The organism is Ruegeria sp. HKCCE3926, from assembly GCF_017872515.1.
Classification (GTDB): domain Bacteria; phylum Pseudomonadota; class Alphaproteobacteria; order Rhodobacterales; family Rhodobacteraceae; genus Ruegeria.
Genome location: NZ_JAEDOU010000005.1, coordinates 99,003 through 125,368 on the forward strand (window position 1 = coordinate 99,003; position 26,366 = coordinate 125,368).

Genomic DNA, 26,366 nt, shown 5'->3' on the forward strand with positions numbered 1-26,366 from the left:
TTTCGCATCGGGAGTGAAAATGTCGTTGCCGCCACGCGGACGGAGACCTATCTTGCGCCTATGCGTTATCTTATAACCACTATGATCCTTTGTTTGCCGATGCAGGCCAACGCCCACCCCCATGTCTTCATTGATACCGGGCTGGAGTTCATCGTGGATGACGCTGGTCAACTGACCCATGTTCGCGTGACCTGGGCGTATGACGAATTCTACTCGTTGTTGGTTCTGGAAGACATGAAGCTGGATCAGGATGCTGACGGCGTTCTGACGGAAAGCGAAGAACGGTTCCTGACCGGGTTCGATACGCAGTGGGTGGAAGGATATAACGGCGATCTTGTCGTTACCACAGACGGAACCCCCGTCGCGCTGTCGGGCCCGATGGAGGCGCAGGCGACAGTTGAAGACGGGCGCGTTGTCACCACGCATCTCAGGGCGGTGGAGGCCGGTTCCGTCGCGGCCAAGGCGCTGTCTGCGAAAGCGTTTGATGAGACGTTTTATACCGCCTACGAGGTGACGCGACCCGTGACCGTGACGGGCCCCGCCGCGTGCCAGATTGACCGGTTTGACCCGGATATCGACGGCGAACTGGCCCAGATGCAGGCCTTTCTGCTGACCCTGGACGCCGACTATGACCTCGAGGAAAATGACATCCCTCTGGTCGGTGAACGTTTTGCCACCGAGATCCGCGTATCATGTCCCGCTACCTGATCCTGCCTGTCGGCCTGGCGATTGTACTGCTGCTCTGGTTTTGGGGCAGCGGAGGCTTTGACAGCCTTGCGGCTTGGGCTGCGGGGGAGCAACGAGAATTCCAGAACCAGATCGCCCGGTCCTTGCGTGCCGCGCGTGCCGAGCAACCCGAGGCGGTGGCAACGCTGTTGACGGTCTGTTTCGCCTACGGGTTCTTTCACGCCATCGGCCCCGGCCACGGAAAGGTCCTGATCGGGGGTTACGGTTTGGGTCGGCGTGTCGCCTTCTGGCGGTTGTCGGCGATCAGTGTATTGTCCAGCCTCGGGCAGGCGGTGACGGCCGTCGTCTTGGTCTATGCCGGGGTGCTGGTGTTCCAAATGTCCCGTGAAAGCCTTGTTGGAACGACGGAACAGGTCATGGCTCCGATAAGCTACGGAGCGATCGTCCTTATCGGTCTTTGGCTGGTGGTCCGGTCTTTGCGCAGTTTTGCAAAGAAACGGAATACCACATCGCCCCATGAGCACCATCATCAGGAAAATGATCACTCGCATCACCGCCAACACGATGGAGAAGTCTGTTCAGATTGCGGCCACCGCCATGGCCCGACCGCGCAGGAAGTTGCGAATGTGGGTTCACTGCGCGAGGCCCTGATTCTGATTGCGGGCATCGCGGCACGACCATGCACAGGGGCTTTGTTCGTGCTGATTCTGACGTGGCAGATGGGCATCGCGATGGTCGGTATCGCCGGGGCTTTTGCCATGGCATTGGGAACGGCGCTGGTGACGACCTTGGTGGGATGGACGTCCTTTGGCCTTCGCGGAGGTCTGCTGGCCTCAGCCTCAGCCACACGGTTCGCATCGGTGCTGGCCCCAACCATCGAACTGGTCGCCGGGCTGATCATTGCCGTGATCGCAAGTGGTTTGCTGCTGCGTGCGATTTAGGTCAGTCGAACACCGGTTCCGGATATCCGACCCGCGCCAGATACAGCCCCTGCGGCGGGCACACCGGCCCGCAGGCCGCACGGTCGGCGGCTTCCAGCGCCTCACGCACCTCCTCCGGGGTCCACGCGCCGGCGCCCACACGTTCCAGCGTTCCGACGAAACTGCGCACCTGATTGTGCAGGAATGATCGAGCCCTTACGTGAAAATGAACTTCGGGGCCGGAAAAGCCCTGAACCTGTTCAACCCGCAACTCATCCAGAGTTTTGACCGGGCTGGCCGCCTGGCAAATCGACGACCTGAAGGTCGTGAAATCATGGCGACCCAGCAGCATGTTCGCCGCTTCCTGCATGGCCTCGACATCCAGCGGATGATTGATCTGCCAAACCTGCCCTTTGTCATGGGTTGCAGGCGCGCGTCGCATCAGGACGCGGAACAGATATTGCCGTTCGACCGCCGAAAACCGCGCGTGCCAATCGTCGGTCGCGCGTGCGGCGTCCACGATCGCCACCGGCTGCGGTTTGAGGTGATAGTTCAGCGCCTCGGACAGGCGGAACGGGTCCCACTCCTTGGCCATGTCGCAATGGGCGACCTGACCCAACGCATGAACCCCGGCGTCGGTACGCCCTGCGGCAGCAATCGTATGCGCACCCGGCTGGATACGGGACAGGGCCTGTTCGATTGCGCCCTGCACGGACGGCTGATCCTTCTGCCGCTGCCATCCGGCAAACGGTTCCCCCTGGTATTCGACTTTCAACGCGTATCTGGGCATGTGCCGCTGGTACAGCGCGGCGCGGGAACGGGCAAGGGGGCGAAAGCGCTGGTATGTGCGGTACCCTCTACCTATCTTGGGTGAAACGATAATTGCGGGGCGACAGATTGGTCATCTCATCTCTGGCAGACAGTCTTGTGCGCGGCGTCGAAACCATCGGCGACAGCGTATCCGAGACGTTTTTTGAGCCTGTCATCCGCCTGGGTGTCACCGGGTTGGCGCGATCGGGCAAGACGGTTTTCATCACCTCGTTGGTGGCGAACCTGCTGGATCGGGGGCGCATGACCGGGTTGGTTGCGCAGCAGGAAGGTCGGATCAATGCCGCCTATCTGCAACCCCAACCGGATGACACCGTGCCCCGGTTCGATTATGAAACGCACCTGTCCGCCCTGACGGGTCCGTCACCGCACTGGCCGGACAGCACACGCGCGGTGTCAGAGCTGCGCCTGTCCTTCAAAGCCCGCCCAGCCGGCTTGCTTGCTGGCTTGCAGGGACCGCGCACCGTCCATCTGGATATCGTCGATTACCCCGGCGAATGGCTTCTGGATCTGGCCCTGCTGGACAAGTCTTATGCAGACTGGTCTCGGGAAACACTGGCGCGTATCGAGGCCCGCACGGAGGCAGCCGAGTATCTGGGGCAGGCCCATGCCGCAGACCCATCCGGCGCACATGACGAGCCGACCGCGCAGGCGCTGGCATCGTCGTTCACAACCTATCTCAATCAGGCGCGTGAAGCGGGGTATTACGACTGTACCCCCGGGCGGTTCCTGCTGCCGGGGGATCTGGCCGGATCTCCGGTTCTGACCTTTGCGCCGTTGGTGGTGTCTGGCCCGTCGCGGCGCAGAACGCTTCAACGCGAGATGGAACGGCGATACGAAGCCTATAAAGCCCAGGTCGTGAAACCGTTTTTTCGCGATCATTTCTCGCGCATCGACCGGCAGGTGGTTCTCGTCGATGCGCTGGGCGCTATTCACAAAGGTCCACAGGCGGTCGAGGATATGCGCCGCGCCATGGCCGATATCCTGTCGGCCTTTCGCCCCGGCCGAAACGCGTGGCTCAGCCAATTGCTGCTGGGCAAAAGGGTTGAACGCATCCTTTTTGCGGCGACAAAAGCGGACCACCTGCACCACATGCAGCATCCCCGCCTGACCGCGATTATCGAGGCGTTGACGCGCGAGGCGAGTGATCGGGCGAATTTCGCCGGAGCCCGGACCGAGGCCCTGTCTCTGGCTTCGCTGCGTGCTACGACCGAAGAACTGCGCCACCACGACGGGACAGACTTGCCATGCGTTCGGGGAACCCTGTTGGAGAACGGCAAACAGGCCGCCTTCTACCCGGGAGAATTGCCCGAGGATCCAGCGCATCTGTTGGGTCCGGCCCGCAACGGGGCTGATGCGTGGTTGGGCGAAGATTACGGCTTCATGGCCTTTGCCCCGGCAAAGCTGTCGCTAAAACCTGGTGATGGCCCGCCGCATATCCGGCTGGACAGGGCGGCACAGTTCTTGATCGGAGATCGGTTGTGACGACAATTCTGCGCCGCGCGCGCCCGACGGATGCGGGCACCATCGGGTCGATCTTGCACGGTTTCGCCTTGGAAAACGACTGGATGCCTGAATTGCACAGCTGCGCCGAGACAATTGCTTTCTGTGGTCGAATGATTGATCTGGAATGGGTGACCGTGGCCGAAACCGAGGCCGGCGTTGTTGGTTTTTTGGCGCTCGACGGTCGTGAAATCCATTCGCTTTATCTGGATGCTTCGGTTCGGGGCCGCGGGATTGGTCGGCAATTGCTGGATCACGCCAAATCGGCCCGCTCAGAGCTGAGCTTGTACGCGTTTCAGAACAATGCCCGAGCCTGCCGGTTTTATGAACGTAACGGCTTTGCCGAGGTGGCCCGCAGCGATGGGGCGGACAACGACGAAAACCTGCCGGACATACGGTTTGTCTGGTGCAGCGAGGATGTGATCAATGGCTAAAGGCCCGGTTTTGATCGATCTTGAAACGGATGAACCCCCTGCCGATGTCGCCAAGGCCCCGCCGGTGCCGGACATCACGCAACCACAAGGGCAGGCGATGCAAGGCGCGGCGCGGCTGGCGGCGCGCAAGCCATCGGCTCTGGCGCGCTGGTTCTGGGGGCTGGCCCTGGCAGTGGTCGGGGCGGCCGTATCGGTGGCCGCGTGGGATTTTGCAACTTCGCTGGTGGCGCGAACGCCTGTTTTGGGGTGGATCGTAACCGGGTTGATCGCCGCGCTGGTTCTTGTGGCGCTTATGATCGCAATCCGTGAACTGGCCGCATTGGGGCGATTGTCCCGTGTGGATGGCCTGCGCCGGGCCGCAGATATCGCGTTGGCAGAGGACGATCTGGCTCAGGCCCGCGCAGTCACCAATCGTATCATCGCATTCTACAAGGGCCGGGAAGACACACGCTGGGGCCGCGAACGATTGGCCGAGCGGATGGCAGATCAGTTCGATGCGTCAGCTCTGCTGGAACTTGCCGAAGTTGAGCTGTTGGCGCCTCTGGACCAAGCCGCCAGCCGAGAGGTCGAGGCCGCGGCCCGGCAAGTTGCAACCGTGACCGCATTGGTGCCGCTGGCGCTTGCGGATGTGATAACCGCGCTGGCCGCGTCATTGCGGATGATCCGCCGGGTTGCCGAAATCTATGGCGGGCGCGCGGGTACGCTGGGCGGCTGGCGTCTGACCCGCAGTGTATTTGTGCATCTGGTGGCGACAGGGGCGGTTGCAGTCGGCGATGATCTGCTGGAGCCTGTCCTGGGCGGTTCCGTTCTGAGCAAACTGTCACGCCGGTTCGGCGAGGGTCTGGTCAACGGGGCACTCAGCGCCCGTGTGGGTGTGGCCGCGATGGAGGTGTGCCGCCCGCTGCCGTTCTCGGACAGGCACAAACCTTCGACGCGGAGCATCATCAAACGCGCCTTGCAGGGCCTGTTTTCCAAGGGTTGATCCAAAGCAAGGCGCCCCGGCCTGCGCTTCGGCACACTGAATGTGTCAAAGGAGCCAGCCATGACGGATCACGGTCACAGCCCGCAGGAAATCGCCGAACGGATCAACGCACCGCCCGGACGCGGCGTGTTGCGCGATGTCGTCTATGGCGGCATCGACGGGTCCGTCACCACATTTGCCATTGTGGCAGGCGTTGCAGGGGCAGGTCTTTCCCCTTTCGTTATCGTGGCGCTTGGCCTGGCGAATGTTCTGGCTGACGGGTTTTCGATGGCTGCGGGCAATTATTCAGGCACCAAGGCCGAGCTGGACAACATTCGCCGCATCCGCGCGGTCGAGGAACGCCACATTGCGTTGTACCCGGATGGTGAGCGCGAAGAAGTGCGAGAGATCCTTGCGCAAAAAGGGCTGTCTGGCGACATTCTGATCGAGGCCACGGCAGAGATCACCTCGAGCACCGAAAACTGGATCAACCTGATGATCGAAGGTGAGTATGGTCTGGGCAGTGTCGACCCGCATCCGATGAAAGCCGCATTGGCCACCTTCTTTGCGTTTCTGGTGGCGGGGATGATTCCATTGCTGCCGTTTCTGGTGTCCGTGCCGAACGCGTTTGCGATCTCGGCCTGGATGACCATGGCTGTCTTTTTTGCGATTGGCGCGCTCAAAAGCCGGTGGTCACTGGCCCCCTGGTGGCGGTCGGGGATCGAGACGCTTTTGATCGGCGGGCTGGCCGCGCTGATCGCGTATCTCGTCGGGTCCCTGTTCCACCCATGAAATTTGCGGCGCTGGGATGACGGTTGTTGCAGTGGGCCTTACCGCAGACCCCGGACCTTTTCAGGCCGACGATCGCGCGCCCGGCGATTTCGGTGCTTTAGATCGGATCACAGCTTTCCTGACTGTCACTTTCGGACGGCTCAAGATAGCCTGACCTCCAAAAGGATCGGAGACTCGGTTGGAATCGCTGCTTGTTCTTGTTGGCCTGATTGTTCTGGCCATCCCTGTGACATTGATCGCTCTTTTGGTCGGGCATTCCCGTTTGCGTCGCCGGGTAGAGCAGCTGGAAGCGCAAATCGACGCCTTGGCCTCAGGCGATGCGACGGTCCTGCCGCAACCGGAACAGGAAACGCCTGCACCGCATCCTGCTGCTGAAGAAAAGCCGCGCAGGCCGGCACCCTGGTCGGCTCCAAAGCGGCAGGAAGACAACAGTGCCGACGCTCAGGATGCAGAGGTTTCTTCTCCGGCTGTCGTGTTTCGCCATGACAGGTTTGCGGCATTGGGAGCGTGGCTGCGCGAGAACTGGTTTTATGTGGTTTCGGCCCTGTCTCTGGCGCTGGCCGGTATTTTCCTTGTGCAATACGGCGTCGAAAACGGTTTGCTGCCGCCGGCGGCCCGTGTCGTCGCAGCCCTGGGTTTCGGCACGGTTCTGATCATTGGAGGAGAAGTCCTGCGCCGCAAGTTCGGTGATGACGAAGCGGTGGCAACCGCCTATCTGCCCTCGGTCTTTTCCGGTGCCGGGCTTGTCACTTTGTTCGGGGCCATCCTGTCCGCGCGCCAGCTGTACAACCTGATCGGTGCCGAAACGGCACTGGCAGGGATGGTCGTTGTCGCGCTGGTGGGGCTCGTTCTGGGGTGGTTCCATGGTCCGCTGTTGGCTGCGGTCGGTTTGACCGGTGCCTTCGCGGCGCCTTTCCTGGTCGGGGGCACGTCCGATGATCCGTCGTGGCTTTACGCGTATTTCCTGCTGGTCGCCGTCTTGGGTCTGGGTATCGACACGGTACGGCGCTGGGCGTGGATCTCGGTCCTGACACTGTTCGGGGCCTATGCGGCGAATCTGCTTCTGGTGATGGGCGCGCCGAGTAGGGAATCGGGATACCTGATCGCGGCAACGGTGCTGGCGCTTTTGGCAACCGCCATTCCGGTGCGGCGCATTTGGCCAAATCACGCGGGCCCCATGCTGACTGAGATGATCCGCCGCCCAAAGGCCAGCCCCTGGCCAGAATTTCCAACTCGACTGGCCGCCGGGGCCATCGCGGCAAGTACGGTGATCCTGTCCTGGCATTGGGCGGACACAGAGTCCGAATTCTGGTTGGGCGTTAGCCTGTTGACTGCCCTTGTTCTGGCGCTGCTCCTCTGGGCCAAGGATGCACCGGCCCTTCGGGACCTGACTGTCCTGCCTGCGGCCGGTTTGGTGGTCTTTGTCGCCTCTCACGGGCTTGAGAAGGGCGCGGTTCTGGGCAGGTTCGCGGCCACTTACGCGGAAACGCCCGAGGCCGACTATCCGATGGTGGTGACTGTTCTGGTCGCTTTGGGAGGTTTGATGTCGGCCCTGATGGCATGGCGGTCATTCAAGGCAAGCCAGTATCGCGCCGTTTGGGCCGGAGGAGCCGCGCTTTTTGCACCCGTTCTGGCCATCGCGCTGGAAATAGGCTGGCATCCGGCTTCGGTGATCGGGGCTTACCCCTGGGCGCTCCACGCGATTGCGCTGGCTGTGTTGATGGTGGTTCTGGCTGAACGCTTTGCCCGCGTTGACGGCGATGACCGGATGCGAGCGGCGCTGGCCACCCTGTCCATGCTGTCGTGTCTGGTCTTTGCCTGCGTCATCGTGCTCAGCTCGGCGGCGCTGACGGTTGCATTGGTCGCCAGCGTTGTGGTTGCGGCCGCGTTGGACCGCAGGTTCATCCTGCCGCCGATGAGCTGGTTCATCTGGGCCGGTGTCTTTTCCGTCACGGTGCGTTTGGTGCTTGATCCCGGGCTGGATTGGGCCAATTCCGCTCCGGTGTCCGAGGTGGCGATGGTCTATGGCGCGGCCACATTGGGATTTGTCGTGGGCTGGTGGCTTTTGCGTCCGTTGAAGCGCCCTCTGGCGGCGCTGCTGCTGGAAAGTGCGGCCTGGGCGACAGCGGGTATCCTGCTTTCCTTGCTGCTGCTGCGTTGGCTCGAAGGCTTTGGCGAGGGCGGCGCTGACAACAGCCATTGGGGCCTGGGTCTGTTGGCCGTCATCTGGCTTTTGCTTGCGTTCGCGCAGGTACAGAGGTTCGGGCTGGGTGGCAAACTGAACTATCTGCGATACCTGCTTGCTCTGTTCTTTGCGGGGCATGGCCTTTTCTATCTGTTGCAGGCATTGGCGGACCAGAACCCCTTGTTTGATCCGAATGCGGATCCGGTGCTTGGGCCGCCGGTTTTGAATACGCTGGCCGTTGCTTATCTGTTGCCCGCATTGGCCATCGGTGGATCGGTCTGGAGGATCCGGGAAATGCCGAAACCGATCATGCAAGCAAGCTTTGCCGTTGCAGGGACGTTGGCGGCAGTTTGGTTGGGTTTGACCATCCGTCACGTCTGGCAGGGCGCGGCGGGTATGTATGAAGGCAACGGCGTCACCCAGCCGGAACTGTATACCTACACTTTGGTGCTGCTGCTGATCGGGGCCGCTTTGTTCTATCAATCTCTTGCCCGCCGATCCGACCTGATGCGCAAGGCCGGGCTGGCGGTGATCGGGCTGGCGGTGGCCAAGGTCTTCCTGATCGACATCGCCGGTCTGGGCGGCCTGATCCGGGTGTTTTCGCTGTTGGCGCTGGGCCTTGCGCTGGCCGGTCTTGCGTGGCTGAACCGGTGGGCGAAACTGCGCCATTCGCCGCAGCGGGCAGAACCTCTGGACCATTAGGTGCCGGCGTCATATAAGCGCGCCATGTATGACCGGATGGCCATCATTATTCGAATTATATCCCCGGCGCTCTGACCTCCTGAGACGCCGGGCAAAGGTGTTTGAGACTTCGCACCGACCGCTTCGATCCAATAGACGACCAGATCATCCAAAGGACGCCCCAAATGTGCGCCGACACGATCCAGACACCTGATTACAAAGACACGCTGAACCTGCCCAAAACCGATTTCCCCATGCGCGCCGGCCTGCCCAAGCGCGAACCCGCATGGCTGGAACGGTGGGAGACCATCGGTGTCTATGACCGCCTGCGCGAGAAAAAGGGCCGCACGCCCTTTACCCTGCACGATGGCCCCCCTTACGCGAATGGTCACCTGCATATCGGCCACGCCCTGAACAAGACCATCAAGGACATGATCGTGCGATCCCATCAGATGATGGGCTTTGATGCGCGATACGTCCCCGGCTGGGACTGCCACGGCCTGCCGATCGAATGGAAGATCGAGGAACAGTACCGCAAGAAGGGCAAGAACAAGGACGAGGTGAACATCGTCGATTTCCGTCAGGAATGCCGCAAGTTCGCCGAAGGCTGGATCGACGTGCAGCGCGAAGAGTTCAAGCGTCTGGGCATCACTGGCAACTGGCCCGATCCCTACATCACCATGGATTATCACGCCGAGGCGGTGATTGCGGACGAATTTATGAAGTTCCTGATGAACGGCACGCTCTATCAGGGTTCAAAGCCAGTCATGTGGTCGCCCATCGAAAAGACGGCCCTGGCCGAGGCCGAGGTCGAGTATCACGACAAGGAAAGCTTCACCATCTGGGTGAAGTTCAAGATCGTCAACGCGGGTGATCTGGATGACGCCTGTGTGGTGATCTGGACGACCACGCCGTGGACCATGCCGTCGAACAAGGCCGTCGTATACGGTAAAGACATCTCCTATGGACTCTACGAAGTCACCGGCGCGCCGGAAGAATGCTGGGCCAAGGTAGGCGACAAGTTCCTGTTGGCCGACAACCTGGCCGCCGATGTATTGGGCCGTGCCCGTCTGAACGACGATCAATGGACCCGTGTGCGTGACGTGACTGCCGACGAGTTGGAGAGCGTTCAGCTGCTTCACCCGCTGGCCGGCGCCGATGGCGGCAATGGCGAATGGGACGACATCCGCGATTTCCGCGCCGCTGACTTCGTGACCGATACCGAAGGTACTGGATTCGTCCATTGTGCACCGTCGCACGGCATGGAGGAATTCGAGCTTTACCGCGATTTGGGCATGCTGGAACAGGTCATCACTTACAACGTAATGGACGATGGCTCGTTCCGTGCTGATCTGCCGTTCTTTGGCGGCAAACACATCTTGTCCCGCAAGGGCGGCGAGGGTGATGCGAACAAGGCCGTCATCGACAAGCTTGCCGAGGTCGGCGGGCTGCTGGCGCGTGGCAAGATCAAGCACAGCTATCCGCATTCCTGGCGCTCGAAAGCTCCGATCATCTATCGCAACACGCCGCAGTGGTTTGCCTCGGTCGACCGCAAGCTGGACGACGGCATGGGAGAGATGGGCGACACCATCCGCGAACGCGCGCTGCGGTCAATTGACGAGTTGGTGAAGTGGACACCGCAGACGGGCCGCAACCGCCTGTATTCGATGATCGAGGCGCGCCCGGACTGGGTTCTGTCCCGTCAGCGCGCCTGGGGCGTGCCGCTGACCTGCTTCACAAAGAAGGGCGCTTTGCCCACCGACGCGGAATACCTGCTCCGCAACGAAGAACTTAACGCGCGCATCAAAGCGGCATTCGAGAAGGATGGCGCAGACGTCTGGTACGCCGACGGGTTCAAAGAGAAGATCCTCGATGGTATCGCCAACCCGGACGACTACGATCAGGTCTTTGACGTGCTGGACGTTTGGTTCGACTCAGGCTCGACCCACGCTTTCGTTCTGCGCGACCGTGAGGATGGCACCGAAGACGGCATCGCCGATGTTTACATGGAAGGCACCGACCAACACCGCGGGTGGTTCCATTCCTCGATGCTGCAGGCCTGCGGCACCAAGGGCCGTGCACCCTATCGCAACGTGGTGACCCATGGCTTCACGCTGGACGCCAAGGGCAACAAGATGTCCAAATCGCTGGGCAACACCATCGTGCCGGAAGAGGTCGTCAAGCAATACGGCGCCGATATTCTGCGCCTGTGGGTGGCTCAGACCGATTATACCGCCGACCAGCGGATCGGGCCGGAGATTCTGAAGGGCACTGCCGACAGCTATCGCCGTCTGCGCAACACCATGCGGTTCATGCTGGGCTCATTGGCCGACTTCACCGAGGCCGACCGCGTCGCGCCCGAGGATATGCCGCGTCTGGAACGCTGGGTTCTCAGCCGTCTGGCGGAATTGGATGAGCAGGTGCGCAAGGGCTATGCCTCGTTTGATTTCCAGGGTGTTTTCAGCGCCGTGTTCAACTTTGCTACGGTTGATCTGTCGTCCTTCTATTTCGACGTTCGCAAGGATGTTCTGTACTGCGATGGGGACAGCACACGCCGCCGCGCCGCGCGCACTGTTCTGGATATTCTGTTCCACCGCCTGACCACCTGGCTGGCCCCGGTTCTGGTCTTCACCATGGAAGAGGTCTGGCTGGAGCGGTTCCCGGGCGATGACAGTTCGGTCCATCTGGTGGATTTCCCGGACACACCCGCCGATTGGCGCGATGCCGAGCTTGAGGCCAACATGGCCAAGGTGCGTCGTGTGCGCCGGGCCGTGACTGCCGCGCTCGAGGTTCAGCGTCAGGACAAGGTGATCGGCTCCAGCCTCGAGGCGGCACCGATCGTGCATGTCGAGGATGGTGATACCCGCGATCTGCTGGCCACGTTCGACGTGGACGACATGTGCATCACCTCGGGCCTGACCGTGACCGGCGATCCCGCCCCGGCCGAGGCGTTCCGTGTGCCGGAAATCGAAGGCGTTGCCGTCGTGTTCGAAAAAGCAGAAGGCGAGAAATGTCAGCGTTGCTGGAAAATCCTGCCTGATGTGGGCCGCCACACCCACGCGGGCGTCTGCGGGCGCTGCAATGAGGCGCTGGGTTAAATCAACGCGCCCCCCGAATTCAGTCGGGGGGCATTTTGGGCTATGTCTGCACAGATTGCCGTGTTGGATTGAACAGATCAAAGCCAATGGCAGGATCTGACAGGGCTTTCCAAACCTGATAGTCCGTAAAGTAACCGGTGTGCCCGCCGGGATCGACCGGGATGTTTCGATTTGCAAAAATGAGCCCACCCTCGATCTCGGTTCCGACAAAATCGTCCTGCCGGAAGATGTTGAACCACGCGGCGTTCAACTGACTGGCGGTGATGGTGAACATCTCGGGAAAATAGCGCTGATAGATATGGGTGACCGGAGAGCCCATCGTGATGAGTGTCAGAGCCCGCCCGCCGATGCGTCTTTGGACACGTGGGTCAGCAAGCATCTGTGTGGCGATCACGGTGCCCTGCGAATGGGATATCACCGTGATATGATCCGCTGGAAAGATATCGAGAACATAGTACAACGTGCGATAGAAACGCTCGTCTATAGCCTTACGATCCGGATAGTTACGTTGCCGCGTTTCCAGATCTTTTTCCAGATAGCATTTGTCGCGAATGGCGTAGGTAACGATATCCCGTGCAACGCCCAGCCCGGCGGAAACAAAATCAGAAAACCGGTACATCAACGCAGTTGCGCCAAGAACGATCAGGCCGATCTCGCCCTGCGAACAGGCCAACCTGTCCAAAGCCCAAGAGATCGGGTTGGTTTCACCTATGCCCACGTTGCATGCGGCCTCAAAACTCTGGTTGGCTGCGATCTCTCGGATCGTGACCAGAACCAGCACGATTGTACCAAACAGAAAGACCCACTGCGCCAGCCGGTTTACAATCGCCCGGCTAATCAGACCGCTGCGGGTGTGAAGGTTGGCCTTGTACGTTTTGCGACCTGCAAAAAGCCCGACGCCAACGAACCCCAACAGAACGATGGCAACAAAGGCCACACTGAGAGTTTCGATGGACTCGTTCAAATTGCTTTCAAAAAGACGTTGCAGCTGACCGCCGGACAGGCCCGAAACAGTTTCCAGTAATTGCTCTATGGTCAACCAGAGGCCGGAAATGAAGAACATCCAGAAAACCAGCATGCCTGCACAGATGCTGGGGTACAGCCGCCTGTGCTCTGAAAGTGTGTCATTGATCCGCAACGTCCAGGCGGACAACGCGTAAAGAATGATTGTCAGGAAGATAAGAGTGGCCCAGAAGATGGAGAGCAGAAAAACCTGAAACGCCACGAATTGCTCCAGGGCCGGCGGGCAATTTCCGGTTTCGGAAGGGGCGCATGCCCACAATTTCAGGCCCAGCGGCCCAATGACCAGGCACAGGGTCAGTGCTGTTCCCATTGCGAGCATTCCTCGCCAGAAGACCCGCCTGAGATAGGTCGGTGCGGATCGGCTTTGCCCCAGCCCGACAATGGCTCCGCCGGCGTACAGCACGAACAGAAGCCAGAACAACAGGGTAGGGTTCTGGAAAACCGAGACAGGTATCCGGTCGGTCATGACCGCTGCGGCACCGATCAACAAAAAGACGTTCAGCGTCGCAACTGCACCGAAGAAGACCCATGTAAAAAGATGTACCAGCTGTGCCGCCAGTGTATTCCTGCCATTGGGTTGGTCCGAAGCAACGCCTTTTCGGATGTGGGTTTGCTCGACATTGTCCATCGCCAGATATCCCAACGCCAGAACGACCCAAATCAGGTCCAGCACGGTTTTGATCGCTCCTTTCGGGGCCGGAGAGCGATCAGCCCAATAAACTTCGGCAAACAGGGCCTTGTCCTGAGGAACAGCCGGGTCAGTCACCGTGCGCAGATTGACTTCGAACAGCTCTGCATTTCGTGGATTTCCGTCGAAGGTGGATTCGGCCAGTTCGATCATGCCGCGTTCGACTTCGATCGGTGGTCTGGGGTTTCCATCCAGCCAAGTTGTTGCTGCGCCAACGACCTGATCGACGGTTTCGCCGGGTTTTTGTTCACCGATTCCATGTACTGTGAGGATCAAATGTCGACCCATTGCGTTCTCCAAAATCTCTTTAAGTAACGGCAGGAGCGTATCACGAATGGCGCCAATGCCCAAAAATGACGTTTTGCGTGGTCTTGCACATTCCCGCGCTTGTGCTTGGCGCTTTGATCTGAAACCGTCGGTTTATGGCGATGATTTCCGTTGAAACTCAGTTCGGACGACTTGGTGTTGAAGAAACGGACGGGGCCCTTGCACGGCTTGTCTGGAACGGCAGGGACGAGGGTGAGCCGACTGCGCTGCTGCGCGAAGCCGCCGCCCAGTTGAGGGCCTATGATCAAGGGCGGCTTGACCGTTTCGATCTGCCGTATCACATTGACGGTTCAGAGTTTCAAAAGCGGGTCTGTGACCTGATGTATGCCATCCCGCTTGGAGAAACGCGCACCTATGGCGATATCGCCAAAGAACTGGGGCAACCCGCCCAGCCGGTTGGCCAAGCCTGCGGATCAAACCCCATTCCCGTGATCATTCCCTGCCACCGGGTACTGGCCGCAAATGGCCTGGGCGGTTTTTCGGGCGACGGTGGTGTTGAGACGAAAGTTGCCCTGTTGCGGCATGAGCGGGCGGCAGGTCTTTTGATCTGAGCGTCGAAATTCGGTTGCAATCCGCTTTTTGCAGACACAACTTGTAACCATTGCTGAATTTGAAGGACCGCATTGCATGACCACTGAACAAGACCGTGCAGCCCGCAAGAAGGCCATTATCGACCGGTTGATGTCGCTTGAAGCGCAAGAGCTTGCAACGGCGCAGGCGCATTACGATGCGTTTTTGAAAGATGCCCAGTTGGATGACAGGGAAGGTCACGACAAGGATGACATTGCCGCATCGCGGGAAAACGCCGATCTGGCGGCTGCCTTCGATGCCCCGGTTCATGCGCATCATGCCAAGATTGATGTCATCGAAAATACCGATTTCAGCCTTGCCGACACGGTCAGGCCAGGAGCTGTGATCAAGTTCAACAACCGCAGATTTGTCGTGTGTGTCTCGACAACGCGGTTTGAAGTGGATGGCAAGACCTATATGGGCATTTCAACCCAAAGCCCGATATATCTGGCGATGGCAGGTCTGCAAAAGGGCGACGTCTTTACCCATAACGGCACCGAGTTCGAGGTGCAGGACGTTCTGTAAAACGGGACGGGCAGCGCTGCGTCAGGCGTGGCGCTGCGGAACAACCTGTTGAGCGATGCCTGCGAAGGTCAGGTACAGGCTGGTGATGACCAGCCCCCAATGGGCCCAGCTTTCGGGGTGAAAATCGACCCATGCGGCCCAACCCGCGAAGAACGTCCATGCCAGCGCCATCGGCAAGGTCAGGCTGCGCCAGCGCTCGGTGCGCACGGGATGCACGAATTTCAGCGGTAGAAACATGGCCAGCGACAGCAGGGTGACCAGCAGCAGGATGATCCAGAAATTCGGTTCCAGTGCGAAGATCACGATCACGAACATGTTCCAGCACCCGGGAAAACCGGAAAAGGAATTGTCCTTGGTCTTCATGCGTGTATCCGCGAAATACATCGCACTGGCAAATGTGATGACGATGATCGCGAACCATCCGGTCCAGCCGTCCATCAGCCCCGATTTGAACAGGGCAAAAGCCGGAATGAACACATAGGTCAGGTAATCGATGATCAGATCCAGCAGAACGCCGTCGAACTCGGGCGCGTTGTGCTTGACGTGATAATGTCGCGCCAACGGGCCATCGATACCGTCTACAATGAAAGACACGACAAGCCAAAGATACATAAGGCTCCATTTCTCTTCGACCGCGGCCAGCATGGCCAACATGGCAAAAACAGCGCCTGTTGCAGTAAAGAGATGAACGGAAAGAGCTTTGAATCTGAGTGTCATGCGAGCGTCATGACTGATGCGCGTCCGAGATGCAAACCAAAAGCCCGGGTTTTCGAGTCATGTGCACTTCAGGCTTTGGGATGCGCGCTGTTGTAGACCTCCATCAACCGCGCAGTGTCCACTGCCGTATAGGCCTGCGTCGTCGACAAAGAGGCGTGGCCTAGAAGCTCTTGAATGGCACGCAGGTCGCCTCCGGCTGACAGCAGGTGGGTGGCAAAGCTGTGCCGCATCGCGTGGGGTGTTGCGGTTGAGGGCAGCCCCAATTGCATACGTGCCTTGGCCATGACCCCTTGGATTGCACGCGGGTTCAATGGCCCGCCACGGACGCCTCGAAACAGGGCTTTGTCCTGTGCTTGTGGATGGGGACACAGCTTCAGGTATCCGTCGACCGCTTCGCGGGCGGCAGGAAGAACCGGTACGACCCTCTCTTTGTCGCCTTTCCCGACGATGCGCAGCGTGGTGGGCAAAGGCGCGTCCGCTCCGGTCAGGGACAGCGCCTCGGATATGCGCAGGCCGCATCCGTACAGCAGCGTGACAACCGCGACGTCGCGCGCCGCGACCCAGTCGGATGTGGATTGCAGTTCCACTGTATCGATCATGGCGCGGGCTGCATCTTCGGCCAGCGGACGGGGCAGTTTCTTGGTAAATTTCGGCGCGCGGGTGGACAGAACGGCGGTGGGCTCGAACCCCTCACGCTCTGCCAGCCAACGGTAGAAGCTTTTGACCGCCGACAGTTTGCGCGCCAAAGACCGCGCGTTGACGTCCGCGCCGCGCTGATCCGCCATCCAGGCGCGCATATCCGACACCGTGATCCGTTCCAGCGCCTTCAGGCCATGCCGTTCGGCGTGATGCAGGGTCATGAACGACAGAAACTCGACGACATCGCCACGATAGGCGTTTAGCGTATTCTCGGATCGTCCAGCAAGCGCGCTCAGGCTGTCCAGCCAATGCTGAAGCGCGTCGCGGCAGGCGGGCGAGATCAGGCTCACGACAACCAGTGGCGCATCGAGCGTTCGAACACGCCGGCAAAAAAGGCCAGAAGATCGGTGCCCAGCTGCGGGGTGAAATGCCGCGGGTCGCGGGCGGCCATGACGATCATGCCCGGAAGGCGACCGGCCCCGAGGTCCAGCTTAAGGCAGGCCTCGGAACGAAGCTGATCGGCCTGTGACCCGAAAATACGTCGGTTTGGCTGGTGGATTTCCCGCAAGATCACATCCCGCGCAGGACCGCCGCGATCAATGGTCAGGTACCGGTCGATGAAGCCGGGTTCCGCGATCGTCAGGACCCCGCCCAACGTGTCGATTGCGGGATCGTTCTGAACCACGGTTGTTTCCAGAACCAGCGTAACGCTGTCGACGCGCAGGATGTCCGCCACATCGGCGCCCAGCGCGCGCAGGAAATCTTCGAACTCGACAGGTTCCAGCAATCGCAGAATGGCGCGGTGGACCTGATTGGTGCCCGCGAGGTTTTCATAGGCCGCAGCGATGACGGAACGGTGGGTGTCTTCCAGCCGATCCAGCCGCGCCTCGAGCCGTTGCATTGCAATGCCGCGCAGGTCTATCACGTTGTCGCCGCGCGCTTGCTCGTTGGCAGCGACAAGCGCCTGCATCAGGTCTTTGTCGTCCAGTACGACATCCGGCTCGGCCAGAATTGCCGCGCGGAGGTTATCCTCGAGTTTGGGGGTGCTGCTCATGTCCCGTCCGGTCTTTTTTTGTTGTCGCGGCTTATAACATGCCGGACCGGATTTGCCTTGGAAAAAATGCACGCAAGGGTGGATTTCCTTGCATGTTGTGGCAAGGGGCTCCCGCCCGCCATGCCCGATCACAGATCAGGCATTTGGCCGTTGGGCCGGGCGCGGCGCCTGATGGCGCCGCGCGGTTGCAAGCCAGATCAGAGGATTTTCTGACCGGTTTTGGCCCAGTCGGCCAGAAAGGTTTCCAGACCTTTGTCGGTCAGCGGATGGTCGGCCAGCTTCTTGATTACGGCAGGCGGTGCGGTGATCACGTCGGCTCCGATGCGGGCGCTGTCGGTCACGTGGTTGACGGTACGGATCGATGCAGCAAGGATTTCGGTCTCGAACCCGTAGTTGTCATAGACCTGACGGATGTCTGCGATCAGGTCCATGCCGTCGAGGTTGATATCGTCAAGCCGACCGATGAAAGGCGAGATGAATGTCGCGCCCGCTTTCGCAGCCAGAATCGCCTGATTGGTCGAGAAGCAGAGCGTCACATTGACCATCTGGCCTTCGTCGCTGAGCGTCTTGCAGGTTTTCAAACCGGCCCATGTCAGCGGAACTTTGACCGCGATGTTCGGTGCGATCTTGGCCAGTTTGCGGCCTTCGGCGATCATGTCGTCAGCTTCGGTGGCGACAACCTCGGCCGATACCGGGCCATCGACCAGATCACATATCTCTTTGGTCACTTCCAGAATGTCGCGACCTGACTTCAGGATCAGCGAAGGGTTGGTGGTTACGCCGTCCACCATGCCCAGATCGTTCAGTTCGGCAATGGCGTCGATCTCGGCGGTGTCTACGAAGAATTTCATGAGGGCAGTCCTTTGATGGGTTGGCCTTGGTCGCGGATGGCTTTACCTCAAAGAGACCCCTGCTGGAACCCCCTGCGAAGGATATGCCGTGAGCGCTAACGGATTTTTCGACCAAGGAGAGCTGGTTGCGGTGCTTACAACGCAGCCGCTTGACCGGACGCTGGATTACAAAGCGCCCGAAGGCGGGTGCGTTCTGGGCGCGTTTGTCGAGGTTCCTTTGGGCCCGCGCAAGGTGCTTGGGGTGGTTTGGGGGCCGGGGCAGGGCGGCTTTGACCTGAGCAAGGCGCGCTCGGTAATCCGGGTTCTTGACGTTGCACCGATGCGTGAAGTGATGCGGGTGTTTCTGGAAAAGGTCGCCGATTACACTCTGACACCAATGCCTGCGATGCTGCGTCTGGCGACGCGGGCACCGGGCTTGGGTGATCCGCCATCGATGCGCAAGGTCTATCGGTTGGGTGAAGGCCAACCAGACCGATTGACCGATGCGCGGACCCGGGTTCTGGGGGTATTGCGCGACTACGGCGGGCTGGCTTTTACCTTGAAAGAGCTCGCCGAGCAGGCGGGTGTAACGTCATCTGTTGTCAAAGGGTTGGTCAAACAAGGCGCCGTGCGCGAAGAGGACAGCCCGCGCGACCTGCCTTATCCTCATCTTGATCCGGACCTTCCCGGGAAAGACCTGACAGCGGATCAGGCAGCGGCGGTCGAACGGCTTCAGGCCGGGCAGCGGACCGGTGATTACGGCACCACGCTGCTGAAAGGCGTTACCGGTTCCGGTAAGACCGAGGTCTATTTGGAGGCCGTGGCCGAGGCGCTGCGCATGGGGCGGCAGGCCTTGGTCCTGCTGCCCGAGATCGCCCTGACCGCAGAATTTCTGACTCGGGTCGAGGCGCGGTTCGGTGCGCGCCCGGCGGAATGGCATTCCGGCGCAACCATGACGGAACGGCGGCGGGTCTGGCGGATGGTCGGGCAAGGCAATGCGCAACTGGTCGTTGGCGCCCGGTCGGCGCTGTTTCTGCCATTCCGCGATCTGGGGCTTGTGGTCGTCGATGAAGAACACGACACGTCCTACAAACAGGAAGACGGCGTGCACTACAGCGCACGCGACATGGCGGTTCTGCGCTCGGCGATCTGTGGCGCGCGGGTGATCCTGGCCAGTGCGACACCTTCGCTTGAAAGTTGGGCCAATGCCGAGGCGGGCAAGTACGAAAGGCTTGACCTGACCTCGCGTTTTGGGGCGGCGGTATTGCCCGAGATGAAGCCCATCGACATGCGGGCCGAGCAGATGCAGCCCGGAACGTGGGTTTCTCCGTCTTTGCGGCAAGCGGTGCAGCAGCGGATCGAAAAAGGTGAACAATCGCTGTTGTTCATCAACCGCCGTGGCTATGCGCCGGTGACCTTGTGCCGGGCCTGTGGCGAGCAGATCGCCTGTGATCAGTGCGACGCACGCATGGTCGAGCATCGGTTTCTCAAGCGATTGATGTGCCACCAATGCGGCGAAACCAAGCCGATGCCCGAAGATTGCCCCTCCTGCGGCGTGGAAGGCAAGCTGGCCCCGGTCGGGCCGGGGATCGAACGGCTGGGGGAAGAAGCCGAGGCGACCTTCCCCGAGGCGAAAATCGCAATGCTGAGTTCTGATCTTTTTGGTTCAGCCCGGGCATTGAAAGCCAAGATAGAAGAGATCGCCGCCGGGGATGCCGACATTATCATCGGTACGCAGTTGGTGGCGAAGGGGCACAACTTTCCCAAGCTCACATTGGTCGGTGTGATTGACGCTGACCTGTCTCTGCACGGCGCGGATCTGCGCGCGGCTGAGCGTACGTTTCAATTGATGCGGCAAGTGGCTGGGCGCGCGGGACGGGCGGACAAGCCAGGGCAGGCGCTTTTGCAGACATTTCAACCGGAACACCCGGTGATCCGGGCCATCCTGTCGGGTGATGAGGAAGGGTTCTGGAAAGCCGAGGCAGCGGGTCGGCAGGCGGCAGGCGTGCCGCCCTATGGTCGCATGGCCGGGATCGTGTTGTCGGGCCCCGAGGTCGGGCCGGTCTTCGATATCGGCAATGCAATGGCCCGCAACGATTCGCCCCTGCGCGCGATCGGTGCTCAGGTCTTTGGCCCGGCGCCGGCACCTATTGCACGTATACGCGGTCGCCACAGAGTGCGCTTGTTGGTGAAAGCCCCGAAAGGGGCGCCGATTCAGGATGCCATTGCCCGCTGGATCGCCCCGTTGCGCCTGAAGGGCGATATCCGCCTGACCGTCGATATCGACCCACAGAATTTTTACTGACCTCTGCATCTGTGCAGGGTGATTGTGCGCAGACCGCTTCCCTCTCGCCAAAGCAGCGAAATGGGCGTAGAGGGGTCTCATGCTGAAACCCATGCCCCTTACAGAGGCGCAGAGCCTGCCGTTCTGGCGCCGCCCCATCACGCTGTTGTTCATGATGGCGCTGACCATGCCCATTGCGTTCAACGCATGGAGCGCGTTGCTGAACAACTTTGTTATTGAGGTGGCGAACTTTGATGGCGCGGATATCGGTCTGCTGCACACGGTGCGCGAGATTCCGGGGTTTCTGGCGGTTGGGGTGATTGCCGTCATCATTTTCATTCGCGAGCAGGTGCTGGCGATGATCTCGCTGATGATGCTTGGTGTCGCAACGGCGGTGACCGCGTGGTTCCCCAGCCTGGGCGGGTTGCTGTTTGTGACCTTGTTCAGTTCGATCGGGTTCCATTACTACGAGACCGTAAACCAGTCGCTTCAATTGCAGTGGCTGCCCAAGGATCGTGCTCCGCAGGTGCTGGGATGGCTGGTTGCGATGGGATCGGCGGCGACCATGGTGGTGTATGGGCTGATCGTACTGACCTGGGATCGCTTTGATCTGTCCTACAACTTTGTATTCATGGCGTCGGGTGGAGTTACGGCTGCGTTGGCACTGTTCTGTCTGTTCGCCTATCCGCAATTCGATGCGCCCACGCCGCAGACCAAGAAGCTGATCCTGCGTCGCCGGTATTGGCTGTATTATGCATTGCAGTTCATGGCAGGCGCGCGGCGGCAGATATTTGTCGTTTTTGCCGGGTTCATGATGGTCGAGAAATTCGGCTTTGAAGTGCATGAGCTCACCAGCCTTTATCTGATCAATCTGATGATCAACATGTTGGCCGCCCCATTGCTGGGAAAGGCGGTGGCAAAGTTCGGTGAGCAGCGCACGCTGATATTTGAATATACCGGCCTGGCCATCGTGTTCGCAGCCTATGGCGGCATCTATTGGTTCGGTTGGGGCGTTCTGCTTGCGGCAATCCTTTATGTGATCGACCACGTGCTGTTTGCGCTGGCTTTGGCATTGAAAACCTATTTCCAGAAAATCGCTGACCCTGCTGACATCGCGCCGACCGCTGCGGTGGCCTTTACGATCAATCATATTGCGGCGGTGTTTTTGCCCGCTTTGCTTGGCCTGCTTTGGGTCGTGTCGCCGGGCGCTGTGTTTGGCCTGGCCGCGGCGATGGCGATCGTTTCGCTGCTGTTGTCCCTGTTGATCCCGCGTCACCCCGAGCCTGGCAACGAGACCATCCTGACCAAATACGCTCCGGCCCCTGCGGAATAGGTCTCGGCGCTTGACCTTGACGGCGCGGCGTCCTAGGCGCGGTGTCAATCGAGACAGGAGGCCCCAATGCCCACATTCACCGCACTGACGACGCTGACAGGTAAGAAGGCCGCCGAAGGTCTGGGCGAGGCGATGGAACGTCTGGAGCCAGAGCCAACCGGCGTTGGTGTGTTCGAAGTCGAAGACGGATCCGGCCTGTGGGAGGTCGGCGGATATTTCACCGAAGCCCCTGACGAGACCGCGCTGGCGGTTCTGGCCGCGGCGTTCGACGCCAAACCGTTTGTTGTTTCAGAGCTGCCGGAAACCGACTGGGTTGCGCATGTGCGACGCGAGCTTGCACCCGTCGAGGCGGGGCGTTTCTTTGTCTATGGAAGCCATGATGCCGACAAGCTGCCCGAAGGTCGCATTCCATTGCTGATCGAGGCCGCAATGGCCTTTGGCACCGGCCACCATGGTACGACGTTGGGTTGCCTCAAGGCCTTTGACAGATTGCTGGACGAAGGGTTCACCGCTACGAAAGTGGCAGATATCGGCTGCGGCACCGCCGTTCTGGCCATGGCCGCAGCCCGGGTTTGGGACGGCGAGATCATTGCCAGTGACATTGATGAAGTGGCCGTTGACGTGGCCGAAGCCAATCTCAAGGCGAACGGGATGTCCGGTGCCGTACGGTGCGTGGAAGCCGCGGGATTCGACCACCCCGATCTCAGGGCACACGCACCCTACGACCTGATCTTTGCCAATATTCTGAAAGGTCCTCTGGTCGCCCTCTCGCCGGAAATCGCGGCGAATCTGCGTCCCGGAGGGTATGCAATCCTGTCGGGGATCCTCAACGAACAGGCCGATGATGTGGTGTCTGTTTATTCTCAAAATGAATTCAATCTTGCTCATAGAGGTGAGATTGGTGAATGGACGACCCTAATCTTAATGAAACAGGGCGCAAACTAGGCCATTTGCAGGAGTTTCGTAGAATTTTGCCACGTTTTTGTCGTATTCTCTATTTACCGTTTTCTGACTGAAGTCGAGGGGGGCGGTTTTTGGAGGCTGCCATGACGGGTAAACAACTGGAGTTCACTCAGCGCGTTAATCGCCTGAACAAAAAACATCAAAAGATGAGCCGTGGCTATCGCGCGACGATGCGCAAGGATGGCCTGGTCGTCATGAAGCCGCAGCGGGTAAGCTCGGCAGTGCCGGCCAGGGTGCTGTTGCTTACGCTTCTGAGTGTTGTGGCGTTCAAGGCGTTTCTTTTGTCCAGCCTTGGCCCGACCGGATACCAATATCGGATCGACAGTTTGAACGAAGGCACATCGGTCGAAAAAGCAGGTGCCTGGGTGATGCAGATCGACCCGGTGTCGCAGGCGATTGCCGTGCAACTCAACAAGGTTTTATACTGAATCTCAATTTGACTCAGTTTCCAAAAAAAACACCGCGTGCCCGGGGCGCGCGGTGTTTTTGTTTGCCCCTCAAGGGAGGAGGAAGGGGCGAATGCGAGTAGTGGTCGGTATTACCGGAGACCTTGGGCGATGGCGTCAATGTCGCCGCGGCACAGGCCGATATCTTCCAGTTCACGATCGCTCAGACCGGTCAGCGCGTTGCGGGTAACGCGGGCGTCATTCCATTCGACAGCTGCGTTCACGGCCGATACGAAAAATGCGCCGATACGGCCAACGAGGCCGAACGAGCCAGTGGAGGCGAAGCGGGTGGTGTCCAGTGCAGCCATATCCTGTTTCCTTCTGGTTGGTGTTCACTTTGCAGTCTTGCGATCTGCCCGGCATCTAGTGCCGCCAAATCGCCCGCACAAGTTCAGTTTTTGCATGTGTCCTATGCGTTTTCTGCAATGCTGCAAAAGGCTGTAATCCCCTTAAATAATTGGTGAAAACGCGTTCACAAAAGTGTCGAATTCAGACTTTTTGAAGTCGCAAACGGCACGTTGAGTCGCCCTTGGGACAGGGGTGTCGTTTTCAGGCCTTGGGTCAATTCGCTTGGAAAATGTTCACGCTTCGTGCTAGGCGTTGAAAAAAGATCACAGAACCCGAGCAGGCCGAGGCAAAACATGCGAATTCTGGGCATTGATCCGGGGCTTAGGACCCTGGGGTGGGGCGTCATCGAATCAAATGGCAGCCGCCTGAGCCACGTGGCCAACGGTTTGTGCAAGTCGGATGGGGATGATCTGGGTGAGCGGTTGTTGTCTCTCCACAACCAGATTGTCGAAGTCATCGCCGATCACCAACCGGACCAGGCAGCCATCGAACAGACCTTTGTGAACAAGGACGGTGCCGGTACGCTCAAACTGGGTCAGGCGCGTGGGGTTGCGTTGCTGACACTGGCTCAGGCTGGTTTGCCGGTTGGGGAATACGCCCCGAACCGGGTCAAGAAAACGGTCGTGGGTGTGGGGCACGCGGAAAAAGAGCAGGTGCTGCACATGGTCAAACTGCAATTGCCCGGATGTCAACCCAAAGGGGCGGATGCAGCCGATGCTCTGGCGATTGCGATTTGCCATGCCTATTACGGCAAGACCCAACAGGTGCGTGTGAAAGAGGTGCGGGCATGATCGGAAAACTCACCGGAAGGCTGGACTATCGCGCCGCAGATCACGTGCTGATCGATGTCCGGGGGGTGGGATACATCGTCTATTGCTCTGACCGGACCATGGCGGCACTGCCGGGCGTGGGCGAGGCGGTTTCGATCTATACGGACATGGTCGTGCGCGAAGACCTGATGCAGCTTTATGGCTTTCTTTCGCTGGTCGAGAAGGAATGGCATCGCCTTTTGTGCTCGGTTCAGGGGGTCGGAGCGAAAGTCTCTCTGGCGATCCTCAGCGCGCTGGGGCCGGACGGTGTCAGCCGCGCAATCGCACTGGGAGATTGGGCGGCGGTCAAGGCGGCGAAAGGTGTGGGGCCGAAAACAGCGCAGCGGATCGTTCTGGACCTCAAGGACAAGGCGCCGGGCGTGATGGCCATGGGTGGCACGGTGATTGATGCGATGGATGGCCCTTCGATCGAAGTTGTAGAGCCTGTCGAGGCAGCGCCTGCTCCGAAGCGGACGCCAAAACCAGCCTCTGGGGCCGCTGCGGCATCAGCGGGTGCGCTGTCTGCCTTGTCCAATCTGGGTTATGGGCCGTCGGATGCAGCAGCCGCGGTTGCCGAGGCCGCCGCCAACAACCCGGATGCAGACGAAGCGGGTTTGATCCGTGCCGCCCTGCAATTGCTGGCTCCGAAAGGCTGAATGAATGGTAGACGCTGATCCCACTGTGCGCCCGGACCCATTGCCCGAGGACAACGACCGCGCATTGCGCCCGCAGGGCTTGGATGAGTTCATCGGTCAGGCCGAGGCACGCGCCAATCTGCGCATCTTCATCCAATCCGCCCGCCAGCGGGGCGAGGCGATGGATCACACGTTGTTCCATGGCCCTCCGGGGTTGGGCAAGACGACGCTGGCGCAGATCATGGCGCGTGAACTGGGGGTGAATTTTCGCATGACGTCCGGGCCGGTTCTGGCGAAAGCGGGCGATCTGGCTGCGATCCTGACCAATCTCGAAGCGCGTGATGTCCTGTTCATCGACGAAATCCACCGCCTGAACCCGGCGGTGGAAGAGGTGCTTTACCCCGCGATGGAGGATTTCGAGCTTGATCTGGTGATCGGCGAGGGGCCCGCTGCGCGAACGGTTCGGATCGAGTTGCAACCCTTCACGCTTGTCGGGGCCACGACGCGCATGGGTTTGCTGACCACACCTTTGCGCGACCGGTTTGGTATTCCGACCCGGTTGCAGTTCTACACCGTGGATGAACTGCATGAGATCGTCACCCGAAACGCGCGGAAACTCGGCGCTCCGGCAGATGATGAGGGCGCACGCGAGATTGCGCGCAGGTCGCGCGGTACACCGCGCATCGCCGGACGTCTGCTGCGCCGGGTGGTGGACTTCGCCATTGTCGAAGGAGATGGGCGGATCACCCGCGAACTGGCTGACGGAGCCTTGACGCGGCTGGGTGTGGACCATTTGGGGCTGGATGGTGCGGACCGCCGATATCTGAAACTGATCGCCGAAAATTACGGTGGTGGTCCTGTCGGGATCGAAACGATGTCAGCCGCGCTGTCTGAAAGCCGGGACTCGCTGGAAGAAGTGATCGAGCCCTTTCTGTTGCAACAGGGGTTGATCCAGCGGACACCGCGTGGGCGGATGTTGGCGCAAAAGGCCTGGACGCATCTGGGCATGGCTGCACCCAAGCGGCAGAGCGATCTGTTCGGTTGAAGCTTGCGCTTGGAAAATTTATGCCTTCAGCGAGAGTATTT

Annotated in this window: 24 protein-coding genes; 17 read left to right on the forward strand and 7 right to left on the reverse strand. The window is 60.0% G+C overall.

Translation table 11 applies throughout. From position 1 onward, the window contains the following. Positions 1 to 60: 60 nt before the first annotated feature. Together I9184_RS14035 and I9184_RS14040 are read left to right on the forward strand one after the other, a co-directional pair. Positions 61 to 708, forward strand: coding sequence for a DUF1007 family protein (locus tag I9184_RS14035; RefSeq protein ID WP_209834915.1), 648 nt, complete (start codon positions 61 to 63; stop codon positions 706 to 708). Further along, the gene (locus tag I9184_RS14040) at positions 693 to 1,628 is read left to right on the forward strand and encodes a hypothetical protein (RefSeq protein WP_209834917.1); all 936 of its coding nucleotides are present in this window, start codon (positions 693 to 695) and stop codon (positions 1,626 to 1,628) included. Before I9184_RS14035 ends, I9184_RS14040 begins: the two co-directional genes overlap by 16 nt. Position 1,629: 1 nt before the next feature. On the opposite strand, the gene truA is transcribed toward I9184_RS14040, so the two are convergent. Then, on the reverse strand, positions 1,630 to 2,397 hold the full coding sequence (gene truA / locus I9184_RS14045; RefSeq protein ID WP_209834919.1) for a tRNA pseudouridine(38-40) synthase TruA: 768 nt from the start codon (positions 2,395 to 2,397) through the stop codon (positions 1,630 to 1,632). Between the two features lie 107 nt (positions 2,398 to 2,504). Here truA and I9184_RS14050 point away from each other — a divergent pair, with 107 nt between their 5' ends. The 6 genes from I9184_RS14050 to ileS all read left to right on the forward strand — a co-directional run bounded on the left by I9184_RS14050 (position 2,505) and on the right by ileS (position 12,089). After that, the gene (locus I9184_RS14050) at positions 2,505 to 3,920 is read left to right on the forward strand and encodes a YcjX family protein (protein WP_209834921.1); all 1,416 of its coding nucleotides are present in this window, start codon (positions 2,505 to 2,507) and stop codon (positions 3,918 to 3,920) included. Next, positions 3,917 to 4,372 carry a GNAT family N-acetyltransferase gene (locus I9184_RS14055; protein ID WP_209834923.1) on the forward strand — a complete coding sequence of 152 codons (456 nt, stop codon included), beginning with the start codon at positions 3,917 to 3,919 and terminating at the stop codon, positions 4,370 to 4,372. The genes I9184_RS14050 and I9184_RS14055 overlap by 4 nt, the downstream gene beginning before the upstream one ends. Then, complete coding sequence (locus tag I9184_RS14060; protein ID WP_209834925.1) at positions 4,365 to 5,354, forward strand: TIGR01620 family protein; 990 nt, start codon at positions 4,365 to 4,367, stop codon at positions 5,352 to 5,354. Before I9184_RS14055 ends, I9184_RS14060 begins: the two co-directional genes overlap by 8 nt. A gap of 60 nt (positions 5,355 to 5,414) precedes the next feature. Then, positions 5,415 to 6,125, forward strand: coding sequence for a VIT1/CCC1 transporter family protein (locus I9184_RS14065; RefSeq protein ID WP_171636806.1), 711 nt, complete (start codon positions 5,415 to 5,417; stop codon positions 6,123 to 6,125). 178 nt (positions 6,126 to 6,303) lie between these two features. Beyond that, the gene (locus tag I9184_RS14070; RefSeq protein WP_209834927.1) at positions 6,304 to 9,012 is read left to right on the forward strand and encodes a DUF2339 domain-containing protein; all 2,709 of its coding nucleotides are present in this window, start codon (positions 6,304 to 6,306) and stop codon (positions 9,010 to 9,012) included. A gap of 164 nt (positions 9,013 to 9,176) precedes the next feature. After that, the gene (gene ileS, locus I9184_RS14075; protein WP_209834929.1) at positions 9,177 to 12,089 is read left to right on the forward strand and encodes an isoleucine--tRNA ligase; all 2,913 of its coding nucleotides are present in this window, start codon (positions 9,177 to 9,179) and stop codon (positions 12,087 to 12,089) included. Between the two features lie 40 nt (positions 12,090 to 12,129). Here ileS and I9184_RS14080 read toward each other — a convergent pair whose 3' ends face one another. Beyond that, positions 12,130 to 14,088, reverse strand: coding sequence for a hypothetical protein (locus I9184_RS14080; RefSeq protein WP_171724446.1), 1,959 nt, complete (start codon positions 14,086 to 14,088; stop codon positions 12,130 to 12,132). Between the two features lie 134 nt (positions 14,089 to 14,222). Between I9184_RS14080 and I9184_RS14085 the strand changes: the two genes are divergently transcribed. Then, positions 14,223 to 14,678, forward strand: a complete 456-nt coding sequence (locus I9184_RS14085; RefSeq protein ID WP_209834931.1) for a methylated-DNA--[protein]-cysteine S-methyltransferase — start codon at positions 14,223 to 14,225, stop codon at positions 14,676 to 14,678. A gap of 76 nt (positions 14,679 to 14,754) precedes the next feature. Further along, a complete protein-coding gene (locus I9184_RS14090; RefSeq protein WP_152457211.1) occupies positions 14,755 to 15,222 on the forward strand; it encodes a hypothetical protein in 468 nt (155 codons plus the stop codon). Between the two features lie 21 nt (positions 15,223 to 15,243). Here I9184_RS14090 and I9184_RS14095 read toward each other — a convergent pair whose 3' ends face one another. The 4 genes from I9184_RS14095 to fsa form a co-directional block, all read right to left on the reverse strand. Then, the gene (locus I9184_RS14095) at positions 15,244 to 15,939 is read right to left on the reverse strand and encodes a CDP-alcohol phosphatidyltransferase family protein (RefSeq protein WP_170344959.1); all 696 of its coding nucleotides are present in this window, start codon (positions 15,937 to 15,939) and stop codon (positions 15,244 to 15,246) included. A gap of 68 nt (positions 15,940 to 16,007) precedes the next feature. Then, a complete protein-coding gene (locus I9184_RS14100; RefSeq protein ID WP_209834933.1) occupies positions 16,008 to 16,928 on the reverse strand; it encodes a tyrosine recombinase XerC in 921 nt (306 codons plus the stop codon). Continuing rightward, positions 16,925 to 17,632: a DUF484 family protein gene (locus I9184_RS14105; protein WP_171636814.1), complete on the reverse strand. Its 708-nt coding sequence runs from the start codon at positions 17,630 to 17,632 to the stop codon at positions 16,925 to 16,927. Before I9184_RS14105 ends, I9184_RS14100 begins: the two co-directional genes overlap by 4 nt. A gap of 197 nt (positions 17,633 to 17,829) precedes the next feature. Continuing rightward, positions 17,830 to 18,483: a fructose-6-phosphate aldolase gene (gene fsa / locus I9184_RS14110; RefSeq protein ID WP_152457215.1), complete on the reverse strand. Its 654-nt coding sequence runs from the start codon at positions 18,481 to 18,483 to the stop codon at positions 17,830 to 17,832. Between the two features lie 88 nt (positions 18,484 to 18,571). Between fsa and I9184_RS14115 the strand changes: the two genes are divergently transcribed. From I9184_RS14115 to I9184_RS14130, 4 genes are all read left to right on the forward strand, one after another. Beyond that, positions 18,572 to 20,767: a primosomal protein N' gene (locus tag I9184_RS14115; RefSeq protein WP_209834935.1), complete on the forward strand. Its 2,196-nt coding sequence runs from the start codon at positions 18,572 to 18,574 to the stop codon at positions 20,765 to 20,767. Between the two features lie 79 nt (positions 20,768 to 20,846). Next, on the forward strand, positions 20,847 to 22,079 hold the full coding sequence (locus tag I9184_RS14120; protein WP_209834937.1) for an MFS transporter: 1,233 nt from the start codon (positions 20,847 to 20,849) through the stop codon (positions 22,077 to 22,079). Positions 22,080 to 22,145: 66 nt separating this feature from the next. Continuing rightward, complete coding sequence (locus tag I9184_RS14125) at positions 22,146 to 23,024, forward strand: 50S ribosomal protein L11 methyltransferase (protein ID WP_209834939.1); 879 nt, start codon at positions 22,146 to 22,148, stop codon at positions 23,022 to 23,024. An 89-nt stretch (positions 23,025 to 23,113) separates the two neighbouring features. Next, positions 23,114 to 23,470, forward strand: coding sequence for a hypothetical protein (locus I9184_RS14130; protein WP_245218135.1), 357 nt, complete (start codon positions 23,114 to 23,116; stop codon positions 23,468 to 23,470). Between the two features lie 110 nt (positions 23,471 to 23,580). Here the strand turns inward: I9184_RS14130 and I9184_RS14135 are convergent, their stop codons facing one another. Beyond that, entirely contained in the window at positions 23,581 to 23,796 is a 216-nt protein-coding gene (locus tag I9184_RS14135) for a DUF1127 domain-containing protein (RefSeq protein WP_171636824.1), read from the reverse strand. Positions 23,797 to 24,129: 333 nt separating this feature from the next. Between I9184_RS14135 and ruvC the strand changes: the two genes are divergently transcribed. The 3 genes from ruvC to ruvB are packed head-to-tail and all read left to right on the forward strand — an operon-like array spanning position 24,130 to position 26,325. Beyond that, on the forward strand, positions 24,130 to 24,627 hold the full coding sequence (gene ruvC, locus I9184_RS14140) for a crossover junction endodeoxyribonuclease RuvC (RefSeq protein WP_152457220.1): 498 nt from the start codon (positions 24,130 to 24,132) through the stop codon (positions 24,625 to 24,627). Next, entirely contained in the window at positions 24,624 to 25,301 is a 678-nt protein-coding gene (gene ruvA / locus I9184_RS14145; RefSeq protein WP_171229582.1) for a Holliday junction branch migration protein RuvA, read from the forward strand. The genes ruvC and ruvA overlap by 4 nt, the downstream gene beginning before the upstream one ends. Positions 25,302 to 25,305: 4 nt before the next feature. After that, positions 25,306 to 26,325 (forward strand): Holliday junction branch migration DNA helicase RuvB, encoded by a 1,020-nt coding sequence (gene ruvB, locus I9184_RS14150; protein WP_171229583.1) that lies wholly within the window; start codon positions 25,306 to 25,308, stop codon positions 26,323 to 26,325. Positions 26,326 to 26,366 lie beyond the last annotated feature (41 nt).